Below are 17,848 nucleotides of genomic sequence, written 5' to 3'. Positions count from 1 at the left end.
TGACGATGCGGTGCACGGTCAACGGTCCGTCGTGGCGCTACCGCTTGCCTTCGATATGCGTGACGCGATGCCCCAGCCTGCGCGAGAATTCGTCCACGAATTCCGGCGAAAACGATGGCCAGTCCTCGAACTCGAACCCCAGCATCACGAAACCGGACTCCGGATCTTCCCATTCGCGCAACGGGCTCGCCGTGCCGCACCGGGAGCAGGCCAGTGCATCGGGTCCGTCCTCGAGCATCCAGGCGAAGCCCGCATCGATGTAAGGCTGGGAGTCGACGTCCGCGCCGCACGCGGGGCAGGGGAGCGTGGTGAAACGGGCGTGCGGAGAGTGCAGGAAATGGCGTTGCGTCACGAGGTACATGCGCATCGACGAATGGCTGCCGTCACTGTCGCGGTCGGCACCCTCGCCGTTGCAGACCAGCCGGAAGGCGCTGCCTGCCGGATAGCCGGGGTTGCCCCGGAAGTCGGCATCGCACTGCCGGCCTTCGAGAATGCGCCTGTCCACCAGCCAGGCCAGCATCGCGGCGCCCAGTTCTCGCGCCTGCTCCGGCGTGGCGGTTTCACGGTCGATGATGGCTTGTACCCAGGTTCCCATGTCGCTTCCTGTTCCGTTGATGGCTACGGGCCGGGCGATGGTGCCGCAGTCCTTCGCCTTGCCCGTTACCGTGCCGCCGGTCCGATATTCCGGTCCAGGAATTTCTCCACCCGCGTCCAGAAATCGATGCGGTTCTTCGGCAGCCGCCAGCCATGGCCTTCTTCCGGATATTCGACCCACTCGACGTTCTTGTTGGTGGCGCTGACGGCATCGCGGAAGCGCGTGCCGTGGGCGCGCGGCACGCGGCGGTCGGCGCCGCCGTAGGCCATCAGCAGCGGCTGGTGCAGCCGGCCGGCCTGCTCGACGGGCGAGACGGCCATCAGCCGGTCCGCTTCCGTTTCCAGGTCGCCGATCAGTTTCGGCATGCCGTAGCGGATGTACTGCGCCGGCAGGTCGGACGAATGGAACCAGCTGCCGCCATACATCAGCTTGATGTCGGTGACGCCTGCCCAGTTGATGCCGCAGCGGTACAGGTCGGGGTCGTTGATCAGGCCCATCAGCGTGGCATACCCGCCGTAGCTGGCACCGGCGATGCAGATGCGCTGCGGATCGGCCACGCCCTGCTCGATGGCCCAGCGTGTGCCGTCGGCCACGTCGTCCTGCATGGCGCGGCCCCACTGCCTGAAGCCTGCGGTCAGATGCTTCGTGCCATACCCCGTGCTGCCGCGGAAGTCCGGTTCCAGCACCGCGTAGCCGCGCGAGGCGAGGAACTGGGTATCGGCGGACCATTCCCAGATCGCCGCCCGCGACCACGGCCCGCCGTGCACCAGCACCACCATCGGCAGCCTGTCGGTGCTCTTTGCGCCGTTCGGCAGTGTCAGCAGCGCCTGGATCGGCAAGCCGTCGCGCGCCGCATAGGTGACGAGCTGCTGCCGGCCCATCTTCGTGGCATCGAGTTTGGGCTGCGACTGGCCGAGCAGTTTCAGCGTGCCGGTATCGCGGTTGTAGATGAAATAGGTGCGCGGCTGCATGTCCGAATACGTGGTCACCAGCACGAAGGGGGCCTCGGGCCGGCGCGGCAATGAGATCAGGTTCACCAGGCCGGGCAGCTGCGCATCCACCTTTTCCTGCAGCGCCTTCATGTCGGCGTCGAGCCACTCGGTGGCGTGCGTGTCGCCCAGGTAGCGCACGCCGACCAGCTTGTCGCCGCTGCGGATCAGGCGGCCCGAGAAATCGTAGCGCTGGATGGCGAAGCGCGGTACCGGGTCGACCTTGCCGGCGGCCAGGTCGAACGTGTGGATGGCGGTCTTGTCGCTGTCGTGGCGCGCCGTCACGTACAGGCGGCCGTCGGCATCGAAGTCGAGCGGCGCGAAGCCGCCGGCATTCGCCACCCAGGCGTCGAACGTGGTGATGGCGCGCCACTTGTCGCTCATTTTGTCATTCTCGCGCAGCCAGATCGTGCTCTTGCCGTCTTCCCGCGTGGTGGCCATGCGCGGTTCGCCGCGCGCATCGAGCACCCAGCGCTGCACGTTGCCGGGCTGCGGCACGCCGGTGCTGCGGCCGGTGCGGGTGTCCAGCCGCAGCAGTTGCGTCGACCGCACGCTGCCGCCCGGCTCGAAGCTCACGCTGCGCACGTAGACGGAATCGGAATCCTGCGCGCCGCGCTGCGGCAGCATGTAGGTATGCCAGGGCAGCAGCCGCGCCGCGGCCGGCGTGGTGATGAAGCTGGAGCGGCGCTGGGCCAGCTGGCGGAAATTCCTGCCGTCGCGGTCCACCGCGAACAGGCCCGGCGAGGCGTTGACGTCGCCCACGCCCACGTCCTTGTCGGTGCTGTCGAACAGCAGCCGGCCGTCATTGACCCATTGGAAGTCGCCGACGTCGCCATCGGAGAACTCGGCAACCACCTGCGCCTTCGATGTCGCCAGTTCGACGACGGCCAGGCGGTCGCGGCCGCTGGGGCCGGGGACCTTGGCGGCCACGTACTGGCCATTGGGCGACAGTTGCGCGCCGCCGAACGCGGAAGGGCCGAAGAAGTCGGCGACCGGCGGTGGCGCGGCAGGCGCCGCGTGGGCGCTGCCCAGCAGGCCGGCGACCAGTGACAGCACGAAGAACAACGGGGAACGGCGAAGGCTCGGCGACATGATGCGTGGGGAAGTTTGCAGGACCGCCAACTTATCATGGCAGGCGGCGTTGCTTTCTCTCCGAATCTCACCAATGCCTATTTCACGGAGCCTGGGCCGATCTGCCGGTCGAGGAATTTCTCGACGCGGGTCCAGAAGTCGAAGCGGTTCTTCGGCAGCGTCCAGCCGTGGCCCTCGTCTTCGTACTCGACCCATTCGACCTGCTTGTTGGTGGCGGCGACCGCGTCGCGGAAGCGCAGGCCGTGCGCGCGCGGCACGCGCCGGTCCGCGCTGCCATGGGCCAGCAGCAGCGGCTGGCGCAGCCGCGCCGCCTGCTCGACAGGCGAAGTGGCCGTCAGCTGCGCGGCATCCTTTTCCAGGTCGCCGATCAGTTGCGGCATGCCGTAGCGGATGTATTGCGCCGGCATGTCGGAACCGTGGAGCCAGCTGCCGTACATCAGCCGGATGTCGGAAACGCCGGCCCAGGCGATACCGCAGCGGTACAGGTCGGGATCGCGGATCAAACCCATCAGCGTGGCATAGCCGCCATAGCTGGCGCCGGCGATGCAGAGGCGATCTGGATCGGCGATCCCTTGCGCGATCGCCCAGCGCGCGCCATCGGCCACGTCGTCCTGCATTGCCAGGCCCCACTGTTTCAGGCCGGCGTTGAAGTGCCGGATACCATAGCCGGTGCTGCCGCGGAATTCCGGTTGCAGCACGGCGTAGCCGCGCGAGGCAAGGAACTGGGCGTCGGCCGACCAGCCCCAGGCCGTGCCGCGCATCCATGGCCCGCCATGCACCAGCACTACCGTCGGCAGCTTGTCGTGGCGGGTGGCGCCGGGTGGCAATGTCAGCAGTGCCGGGATCGGCAGGCCGTCGCGAGCGGGGTAGCTGACGTTTTCCTGCTTGCCCATGGCACGCGGATCGATGCGCGGGTGGGATTTGCCGACCGGCGTGAATTTCGCCGTCTCGCGGTTGTACAGCAGGTAGACCGGCGGCTGCCGGTCCGAATACGTGCTGACCAGCACGAACGGGGTTTCGGGCCGGCGCGGCAATTCAAGCAGGTTCACCCTGCCTGGCAACCTGTCGTCGATGGCCTGCTGCAATGCCTTCAGCTCCCCGTCCAGCCACAGGGTATCCTGCGCATCGCCCATGTAGCGAATGCCGGCCAGCTTGCCGCCGTGGTTGATCAGCCAGCCGGAGAAATCATGGCGCTCCAGCGCGAACAGCGGCCGGGGAGCCAGCTTGCCGGCCGCCGTGTCGAACGTGTACACGGCCGTGCGGTCGCCGTTGCTGCGCGCGGCCACGTACAGCTGGCCATCGTCGGCGAACTGGAGCGGCGTGAAGGCGTTCAGGTCGGCATAGGCATCGTAGCTGATGAGCGCGCGCCACCTGTCTTTTTCCAGCAGCCAGGCCGTGCTCTTGCCGTCTTCCAGCGTGATCGCCATGCGCGGCTCGCCGCGCGCATCGAGTACCCATTGCTGGACGTTGCCGGGTTCCGTCACGCTGCTGGTGCGGCCAGTGCGGGTATCGAGCCGCAACAGTTCGATCGCACGCACGCTGCCAGCGGTTTCGAAGTGCACGCTGCGCACGTACACCGTGTCGGAATCCTGGGCGCCGGGGTGCGGCAGCATGAAGGTATGCCAGGGCAGCAGCTGGTCGCTTTCGCCGGAACGCACGAAGCTGCCGCGGCGCTCGGCCAGCTGGCGGAAATGCTTGCCGTCCCGGTCCACCGCATACAGGCCCGGCGCGGCGTTCACTGCGCCCGGCGCGAGATCCTTGTCGGTGCTGTCGAGCAGCAGGCGCTTGTCGCTGATCCACTGGAAATTGCCGACGTCGCCGCCCGCGAACGATGCCACCACGGTCGCGTCGAGTGTCGTCAGGTCGACCACCGCAAGGCGGTCGCGGCTGCCTGCCGAACTGACCTTGGCCGCCAGGTAGCGCCCGTTCGGCGACAGTTGCGCGCCGCCGAACTCGGCATTGCTGAAGAAGTCTTGCACCGGCGGCGGCGCGGCCAGCAGGGGGACTGGCAGCAGCACGGTGGCGGCCAGCAGGAGCGCGGTCAGGAAAGCAGGCATCGGGGTGGCTCGGCAGGAAACAGAAGGCTGTCAAATTACCATGCACCCCGGCCCGGTTTTCTCACCAAATATCACATGATCACTGTTTATTTAACGTCTTGCTTCGTCTCGTTCATCCCGGGCGTGCGGATGTGGCGCACCAGCGCCGCCTGCCGGGGTGCCGGCGGCGGCGTCAGCAGGCTGACGATCGCCAGCGCGGCCAGCCCGGCCGGCAGGCCGAACACGGCGGCCGAGATCGGCGCGATGTCGAACCACTGCGCCGCCGCGCTGCCGCCCAGCGTGGGATTGGTGCGTACCATGTAGAACTGGCAGACCAGGAAGCCGGTCGCCATGCCGGCCAGCGCGCCCCAGTGATTGGCGCGGCGCCAGAACACGCCCATCACCAGTGCCGGGAACAGCGTGGACGCGGCCAGCGAAAAAGCGGCGCCCACCAGGGACAGGATGTCGCCGGGTTTCGACGAAGCGGAATAGGCGGCAACGAAGGCCACGCCCAGCAGGATCAGCTTCGAGATCGTCACGCGCTTTTGCGTGGAGGCCTTGGGGTCAACGATCTTGAAATACACGTCGTGCGACAGCGCGTTCGAAATGGCCAGCAGCAGGCCGTCCGCCGTGGACAGGGCCGCCGCCAGGCCGCCGGCCGCCACCAGGCCGGAAATCACGTAGGGCAGGCCGGCGATTTCCGGCGTGGCCAGTACCAGCACGTCGCCGTCGATCGCGATCTCGGCCAGCTGCACGATGCCGTCGCCATTGATGTCGACGATGCTGATCAGCGGATTGGCGCGGTCCACGCTGGCCCAGTACGACACCCACGTGGGCAGCTCGGAGAAATGACTGCCGACCAGTGCGCTGTAGATGTCGTACTTGACGAGCACCGCCAGCGCGGGGATCGTCAGGTAGATCAGCAATACGAAGAACAGCGTCCAGAACACGGAGACGCGGGTTTCGTCGACCGACGGCGTGGTGTACGAGCGCATCAGGATGTGCGGCAGCGCGGCGGTGCCCAGCATCAGGCAGAACGCCAGCGCGATGAAATTGCGGCGCTTGATGTCCGACTGTTCCTGCGTGGCGCCGGGGAACGGTACCGCGTGCGGCGTCAGCGGCCGGGCGCGCCGCAGGTTCTCGTCGCGCGCCGCGCTCCAGATGGCCACGGCATCCTCGGCATTCTTTGGATAGGCGATCAGCGCGCGTTCGGCGGCGCGGATTTCCAGCAGCGAGGCGTTGCGCAGGCGTACGCTGTCCAGGTAATGCTGCAGTTCGGCGCGGCCGCTTTCCCACGAGGTGGGCAGGCCGTCCAGGCGCTGCTGGTATTGCGTGGCGCGGTCGCGGAACACGGCCCGCACGGCGGTTTCCTTGTCGTCCGCGGCCAGTGCCGCCTCGCGCGCCGACAGTTGCGGCAGCAGCTTGCCGTAGGCCACCTGCGGGATCGGATTGCCGCTGTGCTTCGCGGACAGCCACATCGCCGGGATCAGGAAGGCGGCAACGATGATGATGTATTGCGCCACCTGGGTCCACGTGATGGCCCGCATGCCGCCCAGGAACGAGCAGACCAGCACGCTGGCCAGGCCAAGGAAGATGCCGACCGAGAAATCGACGCCGGTGAAGCGTGAAGCGATCAGGCCTACCGCGTAGATCTGCGCCACCACGTACGTAAACGAGATGAGGATGGTGGCGGCCACCGCGCACAGCCGCACCGCGCGGCCGTTGGCCGGGCCGCCATAGCGCTCGGCCAGGAAATCGGGAATCGTGTACTGGCCGAACTTGCGCAGGTAGGGCGCGATCAGCAGCGCCACCAGGCAGTAGCCGCCGGTCCAGCCCATCACGAAGGCCAGTCCGTCGAAGCCGTTCAGGTACAGCGTGCCGGCCAGGCTGATGAAGCTGGCGGCCGAGATCCAGTCGGCCGCCGTGGCCATGCCGTTGAACAGCGCCGGCACGCGCCGCCCGGCCACATAGTATTCGGCCACGTTCGAGGTGCGCGATACCAGGCCGATCGATGCGTACAGCACGATGGTGGCGAACATGAACATGTAGCCGATCCACACGCGCGGCATGCCTTCGCTTTCCAGCATGGCCAGCGACAGCAGGAACGCGGCGAAGCACGAGGTGAAGACCAGGTAGTAGCGCGACAGGCGCTGTCTGAAGGTGCGCTTCAAGTCTGTTCCCGGTGGCGGCGATCGAGCCGGCGCATGCGCCAGGCGTAGATGCCGATGATGGCGAGGTAAACCAGCGACGCGCCCTGCGCCGCCAGGTAGAACGACAGCGGCCAGCCGAAGATCGTCAGGTCGGCCAGTTCGCGGGCGAAGAACACGGCAAGGAAGCCGGTGGCGATCCAGGCCAGCAGCAGGATCGCGGTCAGGCGGCGCGTGGCGCGCCAGTAGTCGTCGTCGCGGTCAGCCATGCAGGTCAGCCATGAAGTCGGCCATGAAGCCCGCCAAATCGTCAGCCATGCATTCAGCCATATATTCAGCCATGTATTCAGCCATGTGTTCAACCATAGTACGGCGGCGTCTCTTCTTCGTCGGCCGTCTCGGCGGGCCGCGCCGGGAATGTCAGCCGGAACAGGCTGCCGGGATATTTCGGGTGGGTGGCGCGCGGGTTGCTGAAGATGTCGACCTCGACGCCATGCTGCTGGGCGATCTCGCGCACGATGGCCAGCCCCAGGCCGCTGCCTTCGGCGCTGCTGCCCAGGATCCGGTAGAAGCGTTCGAACACGTGCAGCCGCTCGGCCGACGGGATGCCGGGACCGGTATCCTCGATTTCCAGCACCGGCGATGAGCCTTCATTGACGCGCACCGTGACGCTGCCGCCTTGCGGCGTATAGCGCAAGGCATTGTCGATCAGGTTCGACAACAGCTCGCGCAGCATCACGGCATTGCCTTCGATGAGCACCGGTGCATCCGGCGCCTCGAAGCCCAGGTCGATGCGGTAGTTGAACGATGCCGGTACCCAGTCGCGCACGGCATTGCGCGCCACCTCGGCCAGGTCGAGCGATGCGAACGCGCTGCCGGCCTGCGGCTGGTTTTCCGCCCGCGCCAGCGCCAGCAGCTGGTTGACGAGGCGGGTGGCCGCCTCCGAGCTTTTCGCCAGCTGCTCCAGCGAGCGGTGGATTTCGGCCTGGTCGGTCTGGCGCAGCGCCAGCTCCGACTGCATGCGCATGCCGGCCAGCGGTGTCTTCATCTGGTGCGCCGCATCGGCGATGAAGCGCTTCTGCATCTCGATCGATTGCGACAGCCGCGCCAGCATCTCGTTGAGGGAACGGACCAGCGGCGTGATCTCTTCCGGCACCTGGTTCGGCGCGATCGGCGACAGGTCGTCGATCGGGCGTGCGCGGATGCGTTCCTGCAGCTCGGCCAGCGGCAGCAGCCCGCGCGACAGGGCAAACCAGACAAGTGCCAGCACCACCGGCAGGATGATGAACTGGGGCAGGATCACGCCCTTGATGATCTCGTTGGCGAGCCTGGCGCGCTTTTCCAGCGTTTCGGCCATCTGCACCAGCGCCAGGCGGGGCGGGCGTTCGCGGTGCTCTTCCAGGTTCACGTAGGCGTAGGCGACGCGGATGGGCGTGCCGTGCAGGTTGGCGTTGCGGAAGCGCACGGCGCCGGGAGGCGTCATCTCTTCGTCCGGCTCCGGCTCGGGGCGGGGCAGGTCGCGGTCGCCGTCGAGATGGCGGCCCTGCGGGCCCAGGATCTGGAAGTAAACGCTGTCGACGTCGTCGGCGCGCAGGATGTCGCGCGCCGCGCCGGGGAGGCGATGTTCCACGGTGCCGTTCACTTCGCGCACCTGCTGCGACAGCACGGTGACGGCATCTTCCAGCGCGTGGTCGAACGGCTGGTTGGCGATCGACTTGGCCACCAGGTAGGTAATGGCGATGCTCATCGGCCACAGCAGCAGCAGCGGGGCCAGCATCCAGTCGAGGATTTCGCCGAACAGCGAGTGCTGGATTTCCTCTTCTTCCTCGAGGGCGGGGCTCCACGCCGCATCGGACCGGTCGGCCGGCGAATTCACTTGGTATCCGCGGCGGCGCTGGAGAATTTCTCGAGACAGTAGCCGAGGCCGCGCACGGTGGCGATGCGCACGCCGCCCACCTCGATCTTCTTGCGCAGGCGGTGCACGTAGACCTCGATGGCGTTGTTGCTGACTTCCTCGCCCCATTCGCACAGGTGGTCCACCAGCTGCTCCTTCGAGACGAGGCGGCCGGTGCGGGCCAGCAGCACTTCCAGCAGGCCCAGTTCGCGCGCCGACAGGTCGAGCATCTGGTCGTTGATGTAGGCGCTGCGGCCCACCTGGTCATATGTAAGCGGGCCGTGCTTGACGATGGCGGAACCGCCGCCCTGGCCGCGGCGCGTGAGGGCGCGCACGCGCGCTTCCAGTTCCGACAGCGCGAACGGCTTGGCCATGTAGTCATCGGCGCCCAGGTCCAGGCCCGTGACGCGCTGTTCGACGGAATCGGCCGCCGTGAGGATCAGCACCGGCAGCAGCGAGCCGCGCGAACGCAGCCGGCGCAGCACTTCGAGGCCCGGCAGCTTCGGCAGGCCGAGATCCAGGATCAGCAGGTCGAACTCCTGCGTGGACAGGGCAGTATCGGCTTCCTGCCCGTTCTTCACGCAGTCGATGGCATAGCCGGACTGGCGCAGCGAGCGCGTTAGTCCGTCCGCCAGGACGCTGTCATCTTCGGCTAGTAAAATACGCATGTTGGCAATCGGGCATTGAGGCAATTTCATTGTACTCAATGTGTGACGACGGATGGAAAAAGCACTGGATTCCGCTTGCATAAACCACTGGATACATATACAGTACTGCTTGTACCACGTTGTACCCAGGAATATTTCGGAATCATTGAACAGTTAAAGGTTAAGAGAAATCATGGACGACAAGAAAGCGGCAGTACCTGCCTCCGAAAAAGCCAAAGCGCTTGCCGCGGCGCTGGCTCAGATTGAAAAGCAGTTCGGCAAGGGTTCCGTCATGCGGATGGATTCGTCCGCCCCGCTGGAAGAAGTCCAGACCGTCTCCACGGGCTCGCTGGGCCTGGATATCGCCCTCGGCGTCGGCGGCCTGCCGCGCGGCCGCGTGGTCGAGATCTACGGCCCGGAATCGTCCGGTAAAACCACGCTGACCTTGCAGACGATCGCCGAAATGCAAAAACTCGGCGGCACCTGCGCATTCATCGACGCCGAGCACGCGCTGGACGTGACGTATGCGCAAAAGCTGGGCGTGAACCTGCACGAGCTGCTGATTTCGCAGCCGGACACGGGCGAACAGGCGCTGGAAATCTGCGACGCGCTGGTGCGTTCCGGTTCCGTCGACATGATCGTCATCGACTCCGTGGCGGCGCTGACGCCGCGTGCCGAGATCGAAGGCGACATGGGCGATTCGCTGCCGGGCCTGCAGGCACGCCTGATGTCCCAGGCGCTGCGCAAGCTGACCGGCACGATCAACCGCACCAACACGCTGGTCATCTTCATCAACCAGATCCGCATGAAGATCGGCGTGATGTTCGGTTCGCCTGAAACCACCACCGGCGGTAACGCGCTGAAGTTCTACGCGTCCGTGCGCCTGGATATCCGCCGCACCGGCTCGATCAAGTCCGGCGACGAGGTGATCGGTAACGAAACGAAGGTCAAGGTCGTCAAGAACAAGATCGCGCCGCCGTTCAAGGAAGCGCACTTCGACATCCTGTATGGCGAAGGCACCTCCCGCGAAGGCGAGATCATCGACCTGGGCGTGGAAGCAAAGATCGTCGAGAAGTCCGGCTCGTGGTACAGCTACGGCGGCGAGCGCATCGGTCAAGGCAAGGACAATGCCCGCACCTTCCTGCGCGAACGGCCGGCACTGGCCCGCGAGATCGAGAACAAGGTCCGCGCTTCGCTGGGCGTGCGCGAACTGCCGCCGACCGAGGGCGATGCACCGGCACCAAAGCTGAAGGCCGTCGACTGATGGCGGCGGGCTGGAGGCTCCGGTCTTCGGTCCCGCAATGTCACTGATCCTGGGCTTGTTGAAGCTCTTCATCGCCACCGACCGCTTTGCGGCGGTGGCGATGTTTTTTATACTGGCCGCTTTTTCTTCTCCCACCGCCGACTCCCGATGCGTGCACCCCCCCCCAGCCTGAAAGCCCGCGCCCTGCGCCTGCTGTCCACCCGCGAGCACAGCCGCATGGAACTGGCCCGCAAGCTGGCCCGCCATGCCGAGGAGGGCGACGACGTCGATGCCTTGCTCGACTGGCTCGAGAAAAACAAGTGGTTGTCGGAAGAGCGCTTTTCCGAGTCGCTGATCCATCGCCGCTCGGCGCGCTACGGCAACAGCCGCATCCTGGCCGAACTGCAAAGCCACGGCGTCAAGGGCGAAGCGCTGCAGGAACTGAAAGCCGGTCTCGTCGAAGACGAAGTGGCGCGCTGCTGCGAGGTCTGGCGCCGCAAGTACCACGGCAAGGTTGCCGAGGATGCCGAAGGCCGCGCCAAGCAGATGCGCTTCCTCATCGGCCGCGGCTTTTCGCAAAAAGCCGTGCGCGCGGCCATGAAGGGCTACGACCCGGATGACGAGTTTGGGAATATCTGATATTCATGCCACGTAGAGCAGCCCCCGGCTGCTTTTTTGTTGCCTGAAAAATGGGGACGGACCCTATTTTCCAGGCAATGTTCCTGGAAAACCGGTGCCTGTCACCAGTTCTCATCTGTGGCGCGCCGCCGTGGCGCCCTCGACGGCTCGAAGTTGTACGATCACGTTGCTATCCAGTGCCTGCCCGGTGTGCTACACTTTTGTGGTTTTATGCAGCACCGCGGGTGCGGTGGTTGTCCGTAGAAGCTGCGGCAACGTACGAAATCAGTACATGGCTGCTTACTAATTTGGCCGCGCGAGCGGCATCGGTGTTATGTCTCTGTCAAATCCTCTGAAGAGTGCGCCTTCCCCACTGCGCTCCATGGACCTCCTGGCGTTCGCGCCCGGGAACGCACCATGGGATTTCGGCACCCATTCCATCGTCATCTCAGTCGACGACACCCTGCTGGCTTCCAAGGTTCCGGTTGCCGCCAGCGCCACGCACCCGCAAAGAAATCGTTTCAACCTGAACACTGTCACGCCATCCGCAGGGATGACGCGCCACTTTTCCGGTCTCGAACCACGCTGGGGGGCTCATGCCGCCTCTTCGGCCCAGGTGCCGCACGACTGAAGCAGCAGCAACTTTTAAACCCATTTCATATTCAGCATCAGAAGGGAAGCCAGCATGAAAATCCATGAGTATCAAGGCAAAGAAATCCTCCGGAAGTTCGGAGTGACGGTTCCGCGCGGCATTCCGTGCATGTCCGTGGAAGAAGCAGTGAAAGCTGCCGAAACGCTGGGCGGCCCGGTCTGGGTGGTCAAGGCGCAGATCCACGCCGGTGGCCGTGGCAAAGGCGGTGGCGTGAAAGTCGCCAAGTCGCTGGAGCAGGTCAAGGAATACTCCGAACAGATCATGGGCATGCAGCTGGTGACCCACCAGACCGGCCCGGAAGGCCAGAAAGTTCGCCGCCTGATGATCGAAGAAGGCGCCGACATCAAGAAGGAACTGTACGTTTCGCTGGTGACCGACCGTGTTTCGCAGCGCGTGGTGCTGATGGCTTCCTCCGAAGGCGGCATGGACATCGAAGAAGTGGCCGAATCGCACCCGGAAAAGATCCACAACGTGATCATCGATCCGGCCGTGGGCCTGACCGACGCGGATGCCGACGACGTCGCCCGCAAGATCGGCGTGCCGGAAGGCTCGATTGCCGACGCTCGCGCGAACCTGCAAGGCCTGTACAAAGCCTACTGGGACACCGATGCATCGCTGGCTGAAATCAACCCGCTGATCCTGACCGGCGACGGCAAAGTGATCGCCCTGGACGCGAAGTTCAACTTCGATTCGAACGCCCTGTTCCGTCACCCGGAAATCGTCGCCTACCGCGACCTGGACGAAGAAGATCCGGCCGAAGTCGAAGCATCCAAGTTCGACCTGGCATACATCTCCCTGGACGGCAATATCGGCTGCCTGGTGAACGGCGCCGGCCTGGCCATGGCCACGATGGACACGATCAAGCTGTTCGGCGGCGAGCCGGCCAACTTCCTGGACGTGGGCGGTGGTGCTACGGCCGAGAAAGTGACCGAAGCATTCAAGATCATGCTGAAGAACCCGGGCCTGAAGGCGATCCTGGTGAACATCTTCGGCGGCATCATGCGTTGCGACGTGATCGCCGAAGGCGTGATCACCGCATCGAAGGCAGTGCAGCTGCAGGTACCGCTGGTCGTCCGCATGAAGGGCACCAACGAAGACCTGGGCAAGAAGATGCTGGCCGACTCCGGCCTGCCGATCATTGCCGCCGACACCATGGAAGACGCAGCGAAGAGCGTTGTTGCCGCTGCTGCCGGTCAAGCTTAATTAAGGAACCAACATGTCTATTCTGATCAATAAAGACACCAAAGTCATCACCCAGGGCATCACCGGCAAGACCGGCCAGTTCCACACCCGCATGTGCCGCGACTACGCGAACGGCAAGAACGCCTTCGTGGCAGGCGTGAACCCGAAGAAAGCCGGCGAAGACTTCGAAGGCATTCCTATCTTTGGTTCCGTGAAGGAAGCTGCTTCGGAAACCGGTGCAACCGTTTCCGTGATCTACGTGCCGCCGGCAGGCGCCGCCGCCGCGATCTGGGAAGCCGTCGAAGCCGAGCTGGAACTGGCGATTTGCATCACCGAAGGCATTCCTGTCCGCGACATGATGGAAATCAAGGATCGCATGGCAAAGGCCGGTTCGAAGACCCTGCTGCTGGGCCCGAACTGCCCAGGCCTGATCACCCCTGACGAAATCAAGATCGGCATCATGCCGGGCCACATCCACAAGAAAGGCCGTATCGGCGTCGTGTCCCGTTCGGGCACGCTGACGTACGAAGCCGTTGGCCAGCTGACCGCGCTGGGCCTGGGCCAGTCGTCGGCCGTGGGCATCGGCGGTGACCCGATCAACGGCCTGAAGCACATCGACGTGATGCGCATGTTCAACGACGATCCGGACACCGACGCGGTCATCATGATCGGCGAAATCGGCGGTCCTGACGAAGCCAACGCCGCACGCTGGATCAAGGACAACATGAAGAAGCCGGTCGTCGGCTTCATCGCCGGTGTTACCGCTCCTCCGGGCAAGCGCATGGGCCACGCCGGCGCGCTGATCTCCGGCGGTGCCGACACCGCCGAAGCCAAGCTGGCAATCATGGAAGAGTGCGGCATCACCGTGACGAAGAACCCGTCCGAGATGGCCAAGCTGCTGAAGGCAATGCTGTAATTGCAGCAAGTTGTTCCATAATGACGGGGGCTGCGGCCCCCGTTGTTTTTTGGTGAAGACGTTCGGAGGAAATGCGTTGGCAAAGATCCTGATCTCGCGCGACGGCGTGCTGGAAAGAACCGTGCAGCTGACGAAAGAGCGCATGACGATCGGCCGGCACGGCCACAACGACATCGTGCTCGAACACCAGACCGTGAGCGGCGAACACGCGGCCATTACCACCATCCTCGACGATTCGTTCCTGGAAGACCTGCAGTCGACCAACGGTACCTTCGTCAACGGCCACCGTGTCGGCAAGCACTTCCTGCAGCCCGGCGACATCCTCAAGCTGGCCAGGTACCGGATCGACTTCGTGGCCGACGGCATCCGGCCGATCAGCGGCATTCCCGCCATGCCGGTACCCATTCCGCCGGCCCGCATCGAAGTGCTGAACGGCAGCAATGCCGGCCGCCTGCTGGAGCTGAACAAGCCGCAAACCAGCCTCGGCCGCGCCGGCGTGCAGGTCGTGACCGTCAACCGCACCGAAGCCGGCTACGCCGCCGTGCATGCCGACGGCGACCGCGTGCCGCTGCTGAACGGCATGCCGCTCGGCAAGCTGCCGCAAGCGCTGGCCGATGGCGACGTGCTGGAGCTTTCGGGCACGCGCATGGCATTTCGGCTGGGCTGACAAAATTCGTCAGCTGATGCTACTTGCAACTGACAATCTACGCACATCATACTGACGAAATTTGTCACTATTTCCAGCAGGAACTGCCACGGATGGCGATTTTCGGCGTGGAAATAGCGCAAACCGGGCTGGCACGGGGATTGCTCTACATCAATCATCCCAACCCGTTTCGTTTATTACCTGAAGGAGCAACACCATGAAATCCATGAACCAGAAAGCCCAAGCCGGTTTCACCCTGATCGAACTGATGATCGTCGTGGCGATCATCGGCATCCTGGCAGCGGTGGCGATTCCGGCGTACAGCGACTACACCGTCAAGGCCAAGATGGCCAATGCCGTTTCCGCTGCCGACTCGCTGAAGACCGCAGTTGCCGTGTGCGCCCAGGAAGCCGGCGGTTCGGTGGACGAGTGCGACAACGGTAGCGGCGGTATCCCGGCCACGACTGCATTCACTGCAACCAAGGAAGTGGCTTCCGCAACCGTGACCGATGGTGAGATTGTGTTGACGCTCGCAGATGGCCTGGGCACCGATGTCAATGGCGAGACGATCACGTTCACGCCGGCCTTGGCCGCAAATGGCTCGGCCATGACGTGGGCGATCGACACTACCGTGGGTAACACCGCCGCGGCTGAGGCAATCAAGAAGAACAGCGTAACCCCGCCTGCCAGCACCACCCCTTAAACCGGGTCCTGATGGCGAAACCGGGCCTCGGCCCGGTTTTTTTACGCCTGCATCAAACGATCTTCTGCCGATCCGTGATCATCGCCTGGTACGTCAAATTCTGCAGCATCATGTAGTGCGCCGGATCGACATCGATGAACTGCATCCCATAGCCATACGTCGGCCGGCCATCGGCTGCCGGATGCGCGGCGCTGACATTGCGCACCGATGCCTTGACGGTAATGATCACCTGCCGCTTGTCCGGCTCCGTCAGCAGCGTGAATTGCACGACCACGGGTTCTGCTTCCTCGGGAATCGGCCGCCGCGTATTCATCAGCGCGCCGGAAACACTGAGGTTCACCAGGAATCCCACTTGCTCGTGCCCTCCGGCAGTCTTGACCTGCGCCGGGATGTCCACCTTGACCCGCATCGCCATGCGCAGGCTGGTACCATGGATCTGCTTGGGAAATGTGATGTGGGCATACAGCAGCGGCCGGCCGAAAATGCGCTCGACGATGGCGTCGAACGAGCACACGTTCACGCCGGAGAACACCCGCAGCGTCACCTTGTCGCCTTCGTACAAGGCGATCGGCGCCCCCTGTTCGAACGGGATCTTGATGATTACGTATTCATCCTTTACCCAGCCGATCACGCTGGAAAAGTTCTGCGCCGGACGCAGCGCACGATGGGTGATGACCTGCAGCCGCATGCCGACTTGCAGATTCATTTGTTCGAATGTGTACTGCTGAGGCGAAGTCTCGGAGGATGGAATGCCGGCCATGGATTTTCCAAGTGGAAATTTACCGGCGATTATAAAACCTTAAATACCACTCACGGCAAGCAATGACCTAAATATTTTCATTTTGCAATCACTCCCTGGCTCGCACCGGACGAATGTATTGCAAAGTCAGTGGCCGCGTACGGATGCACCGAAGCTCGACGCCTTAATCGAGTTCCCGTGGCGCATAACCCAGGAATTCCCAATGGCTGAGTATGTATCGGTGAAAATCGTCGTTTCTGTCAGCCTTGCATATGGATAGCAGCTCTTCACCCGCTCGCGAGAGCGATACCGGTCCAACAAGAATTTCCCGATCCTCTGGAAGTTGCAGACTCACCGAGCTGCCGAAATAAGAGACAGTGATGCGGCGAGAAGGCATCTCGAAGCGAAAGCCGCGCGGTGATGCAGGCTCGTATGCGATCACGCCCAGTTCTTCCAGACGCAGGAGTTGCTCATACGATATTCCGACGCTTGAATACACCTCTTCCTCGGCGTCGTACATGAGGACGACAGGATCGCCGTTTACCGTCCAGACGAGCTGTGACAGCCGCCTGAAAACTTCAGCATCTTCCTTTTCGAATGTTGCAAGGATATTGACCGTTTGCCGTGAAAAGGATCCTGGGATCGTCGCTTCCCGGGCCAGAAGGTTGGCCCAAGCTCTCTGCATCTTCTCCTCGGACACGCCGCTGCAACGGTCGAACAGATGTGCCAGCCAATCCTCATCCAGTGTCGAAGGATCGGCGTTCGCCGGCAATTCTTCCACGGCGATGGCAGCGATGTCTTCCATGTTCTGCTGCTTTCTCGTCTCCTGCAACAATAGCCGTTGCATCGTCCTTTTTTCAAGCGCCGTCAGGTGCATTTCGCGAATCGCGATATCGCTGCGTGCCTTGGTCTCGGCAGCGGTGGCCTCCGCCAATGCCTTGCGCGTAATTCGCCGGGGTTCAAAAATTATTCCCACCGCGTTCGACAGCTTTTCAATCAGGATTTTGGCAGGCTCGGCGAAGCCGGCGAGATCGGTTAGCTCGGTCATTGTCTTCCTGGTGGTGTCGCTTATGGTTCTTGGTATTGGCTTTTCAATAAGAATACCGGACGAACGATAAGCGATCAAGCATTCCGGGACCTGTCCAGAGAACGCACTGCAACAACCGGGGATCGCGATTTACCTCGAACTATTCAAGGCATGCATGGGCCCGTATTAATACACGGCGGTGGTTCGGCAGTTAACTCGTGGAAGACCAATCGCCCGACTTGCCGCCATGCTTTTCCCGCACGCGGATTTCCGTCATCACCATGCCCCGGTCGACTGCCTTGCACATGTCGTACACGGTCAACAGCCCCACCTGCACGGCGGTCAGCGCCTCCATCTCGACGCCGGTCTTGCCGTAGGTTTCCACCTGCGCCCGGCAATGCACCGTCGAAGCGGCTTCGTCGGTTTCAAAATCCACGGTCACGCGGGTCAGCGCCAGTGGGTGGCACAGCGGCACCAGGTCGCTGGTACGCTTGGCGCCCATGATGGCGGCAATGCGGGCGATGCCGAGGACGTCACCTTTCTTCGCGGTTCCCGATAGAATGATGGCCAGCGTTTCCGGTTTCATCCGGATACTGCCGGTAGCGACAGCGATGCGGTGGGTTTCGGCCTTGGCGCCGACGTCGACCATATGGGCCTGGCCGGCGGTATCGAAATGGGTGAGTTCGGACATGCGGAGAACCGAGTTACTTATATAGAACAGG

General features: G+C 63.7%; 18 protein-coding genes. 8 read left to right on the top strand and 10 right to left on the bottom strand.

Features of this window, described 5'->3' with window-relative positions; genetic code table 11:
• Positions 1 to 37: 37 nt before the first annotated feature.
• The 7 genes from ACY34H_RS07540 to ACY34H_RS07510 form a co-directional block, all read right to left on the bottom strand.
• Entirely contained in the window at positions 38 to 595 is a 558-nt protein-coding gene (locus ACY34H_RS07540) for a hypothetical protein (protein ID WP_464976867.1), read from the bottom strand.
• Between the two features lie 65 nt (positions 596 to 660).
• Positions 661 to 2,676 (bottom strand): alpha/beta hydrolase family protein, encoded by a 2,016-nt coding sequence (locus ACY34H_RS07535; RefSeq protein ID WP_464976866.1) that lies wholly within the window; start codon positions 2,674 to 2,676, stop codon positions 661 to 663.
• Positions 2,677 to 2,753: 77 nt separating this feature from the next.
• Positions 2,754 to 4,733 (bottom strand): alpha/beta hydrolase family protein, encoded by a 1,980-nt coding sequence (locus tag ACY34H_RS07530; RefSeq protein ID WP_464976865.1) that lies wholly within the window; start codon positions 4,731 to 4,733, stop codon positions 2,754 to 2,756.
• Positions 4,734 to 4,819: 86 nt separating this feature from the next.
• Entirely contained in the window at positions 4,820 to 6,883 is a 2,064-nt protein-coding gene (locus tag ACY34H_RS07525) for a sodium:solute symporter family protein (protein ID WP_464976864.1), read from the bottom strand.
• A complete protein-coding gene (locus ACY34H_RS07520; protein WP_464976863.1) occupies positions 6,880 to 7,128 on the bottom strand; it encodes a DUF4212 domain-containing protein in 249 nt (82 codons plus the stop codon). The genes ACY34H_RS07525 and ACY34H_RS07520 overlap by 4 nt, the downstream gene beginning before the upstream one ends.
• Before the next feature lie 89 nt (positions 7,129 to 7,217).
• A complete protein-coding gene (locus tag ACY34H_RS07515) occupies positions 7,218 to 8,735 on the bottom strand; it encodes a sensor histidine kinase N-terminal domain-containing protein (protein ID WP_464976862.1) in 1,518 nt (505 codons plus the stop codon).
• Positions 8,732 to 9,421, bottom strand: a complete 690-nt coding sequence (locus ACY34H_RS07510) for a response regulator (RefSeq protein ID WP_464976861.1) — start codon at positions 9,419 to 9,421, stop codon at positions 8,732 to 8,734. The genes ACY34H_RS07515 and ACY34H_RS07510 overlap by 4 nt, the downstream gene beginning before the upstream one ends.
• 172 nt (positions 9,422 to 9,593) lie before the next feature.
• Between ACY34H_RS07510 and recA the strand changes: the two genes are divergently transcribed.
• From recA to ACY34H_RS07470, 8 genes are all read left to right on the top strand, one after another.
• Positions 9,594 to 10,664 (top strand): recombinase RecA, encoded by a 1,071-nt coding sequence (gene recA / locus ACY34H_RS07505; RefSeq protein ID WP_464976860.1) that lies wholly within the window; start codon positions 9,594 to 9,596, stop codon positions 10,662 to 10,664.
• Positions 10,665 to 10,811: 147 nt separating this feature from the next.
• Positions 10,812 to 11,282: a recombination regulator RecX gene (gene recX / locus ACY34H_RS07500; protein ID WP_464976859.1), complete on the top strand. Its 471-nt coding sequence runs from the start codon at positions 10,812 to 10,814 to the stop codon at positions 11,280 to 11,282.
• Between the two features lie 361 nt (positions 11,283 to 11,643).
• The gene (locus ACY34H_RS07495) at positions 11,644 to 11,892 is read left to right on the top strand and encodes a hypothetical protein (RefSeq protein ID WP_464976858.1); all 249 of its coding nucleotides are present in this window, start codon (positions 11,644 to 11,646) and stop codon (positions 11,890 to 11,892) included.
• Between the two features lie 54 nt (positions 11,893 to 11,946).
• The gene (gene sucC / locus ACY34H_RS07490) at positions 11,947 to 13,116 is read left to right on the top strand and encodes an ADP-forming succinate--CoA ligase subunit beta (RefSeq protein WP_464976857.1); all 1,170 of its coding nucleotides are present in this window, start codon (positions 11,947 to 11,949) and stop codon (positions 13,114 to 13,116) included.
• Between the two features lie 13 nt (positions 13,117 to 13,129).
• Complete coding sequence (gene sucD, locus ACY34H_RS07485) at positions 13,130 to 14,011, top strand: succinate--CoA ligase subunit alpha (RefSeq protein WP_131143733.1); 882 nt, start codon at positions 13,130 to 13,132, stop codon at positions 14,009 to 14,011.
• A gap of 76 nt (positions 14,012 to 14,087) precedes the next feature.
• A complete protein-coding gene (locus ACY34H_RS07480; protein WP_464976856.1) occupies positions 14,088 to 14,678 on the top strand; it encodes an FHA domain-containing protein in 591 nt (196 codons plus the stop codon).
• A gap of 23 nt (positions 14,679 to 14,701) precedes the next feature.
• Complete coding sequence (locus ACY34H_RS07475) at positions 14,702 to 14,878, top strand: hypothetical protein (RefSeq protein WP_464976855.1); 177 nt, start codon at positions 14,702 to 14,704, stop codon at positions 14,876 to 14,878.
• 5 nt (positions 14,879 to 14,883) lie between these two features.
• Entirely contained in the window at positions 14,884 to 15,360 is a 477-nt protein-coding gene (locus ACY34H_RS07470; protein WP_464976976.1) for a pilin, read from the top strand.
• Positions 15,361 to 15,412: 52 nt separating this feature from the next.
• Here ACY34H_RS07470 and ACY34H_RS07465 read toward each other — a convergent pair whose 3' ends face one another.
• The 3 genes from ACY34H_RS07465 to moaC all read right to left on the bottom strand — a co-directional run bounded on the left by ACY34H_RS07465 (position 15,413) and on the right by moaC (position 17,817).
• The gene (locus ACY34H_RS07465; RefSeq protein ID WP_464976854.1) at positions 15,413 to 16,066 is read right to left on the bottom strand and encodes a flagellar brake protein; all 654 of its coding nucleotides are present in this window, start codon (positions 16,064 to 16,066) and stop codon (positions 15,413 to 15,415) included.
• Between the two features lie 217 nt (positions 16,067 to 16,283).
• Positions 16,284 to 17,147, bottom strand: coding sequence for a DUF2806 domain-containing protein (locus ACY34H_RS07460; protein ID WP_464976853.1), 864 nt, complete (start codon positions 17,145 to 17,147; stop codon positions 16,284 to 16,286).
• Between the two features lie 190 nt (positions 17,148 to 17,337).
• Positions 17,338 to 17,817, bottom strand: coding sequence for a cyclic pyranopterin monophosphate synthase MoaC (moaC, locus tag ACY34H_RS07455; protein ID WP_464976852.1), 480 nt, complete (start codon positions 17,815 to 17,817; stop codon positions 17,338 to 17,340).
• Positions 17,818 to 17,848 lie beyond the last annotated feature (31 nt).

The organism is Pseudoduganella sp. jia 9, from assembly GCF_055502615.1.
Note: the sequence above shows the minus strand (reverse complement) of the source record. Positions and strands in the feature narration are given on the sequence as shown.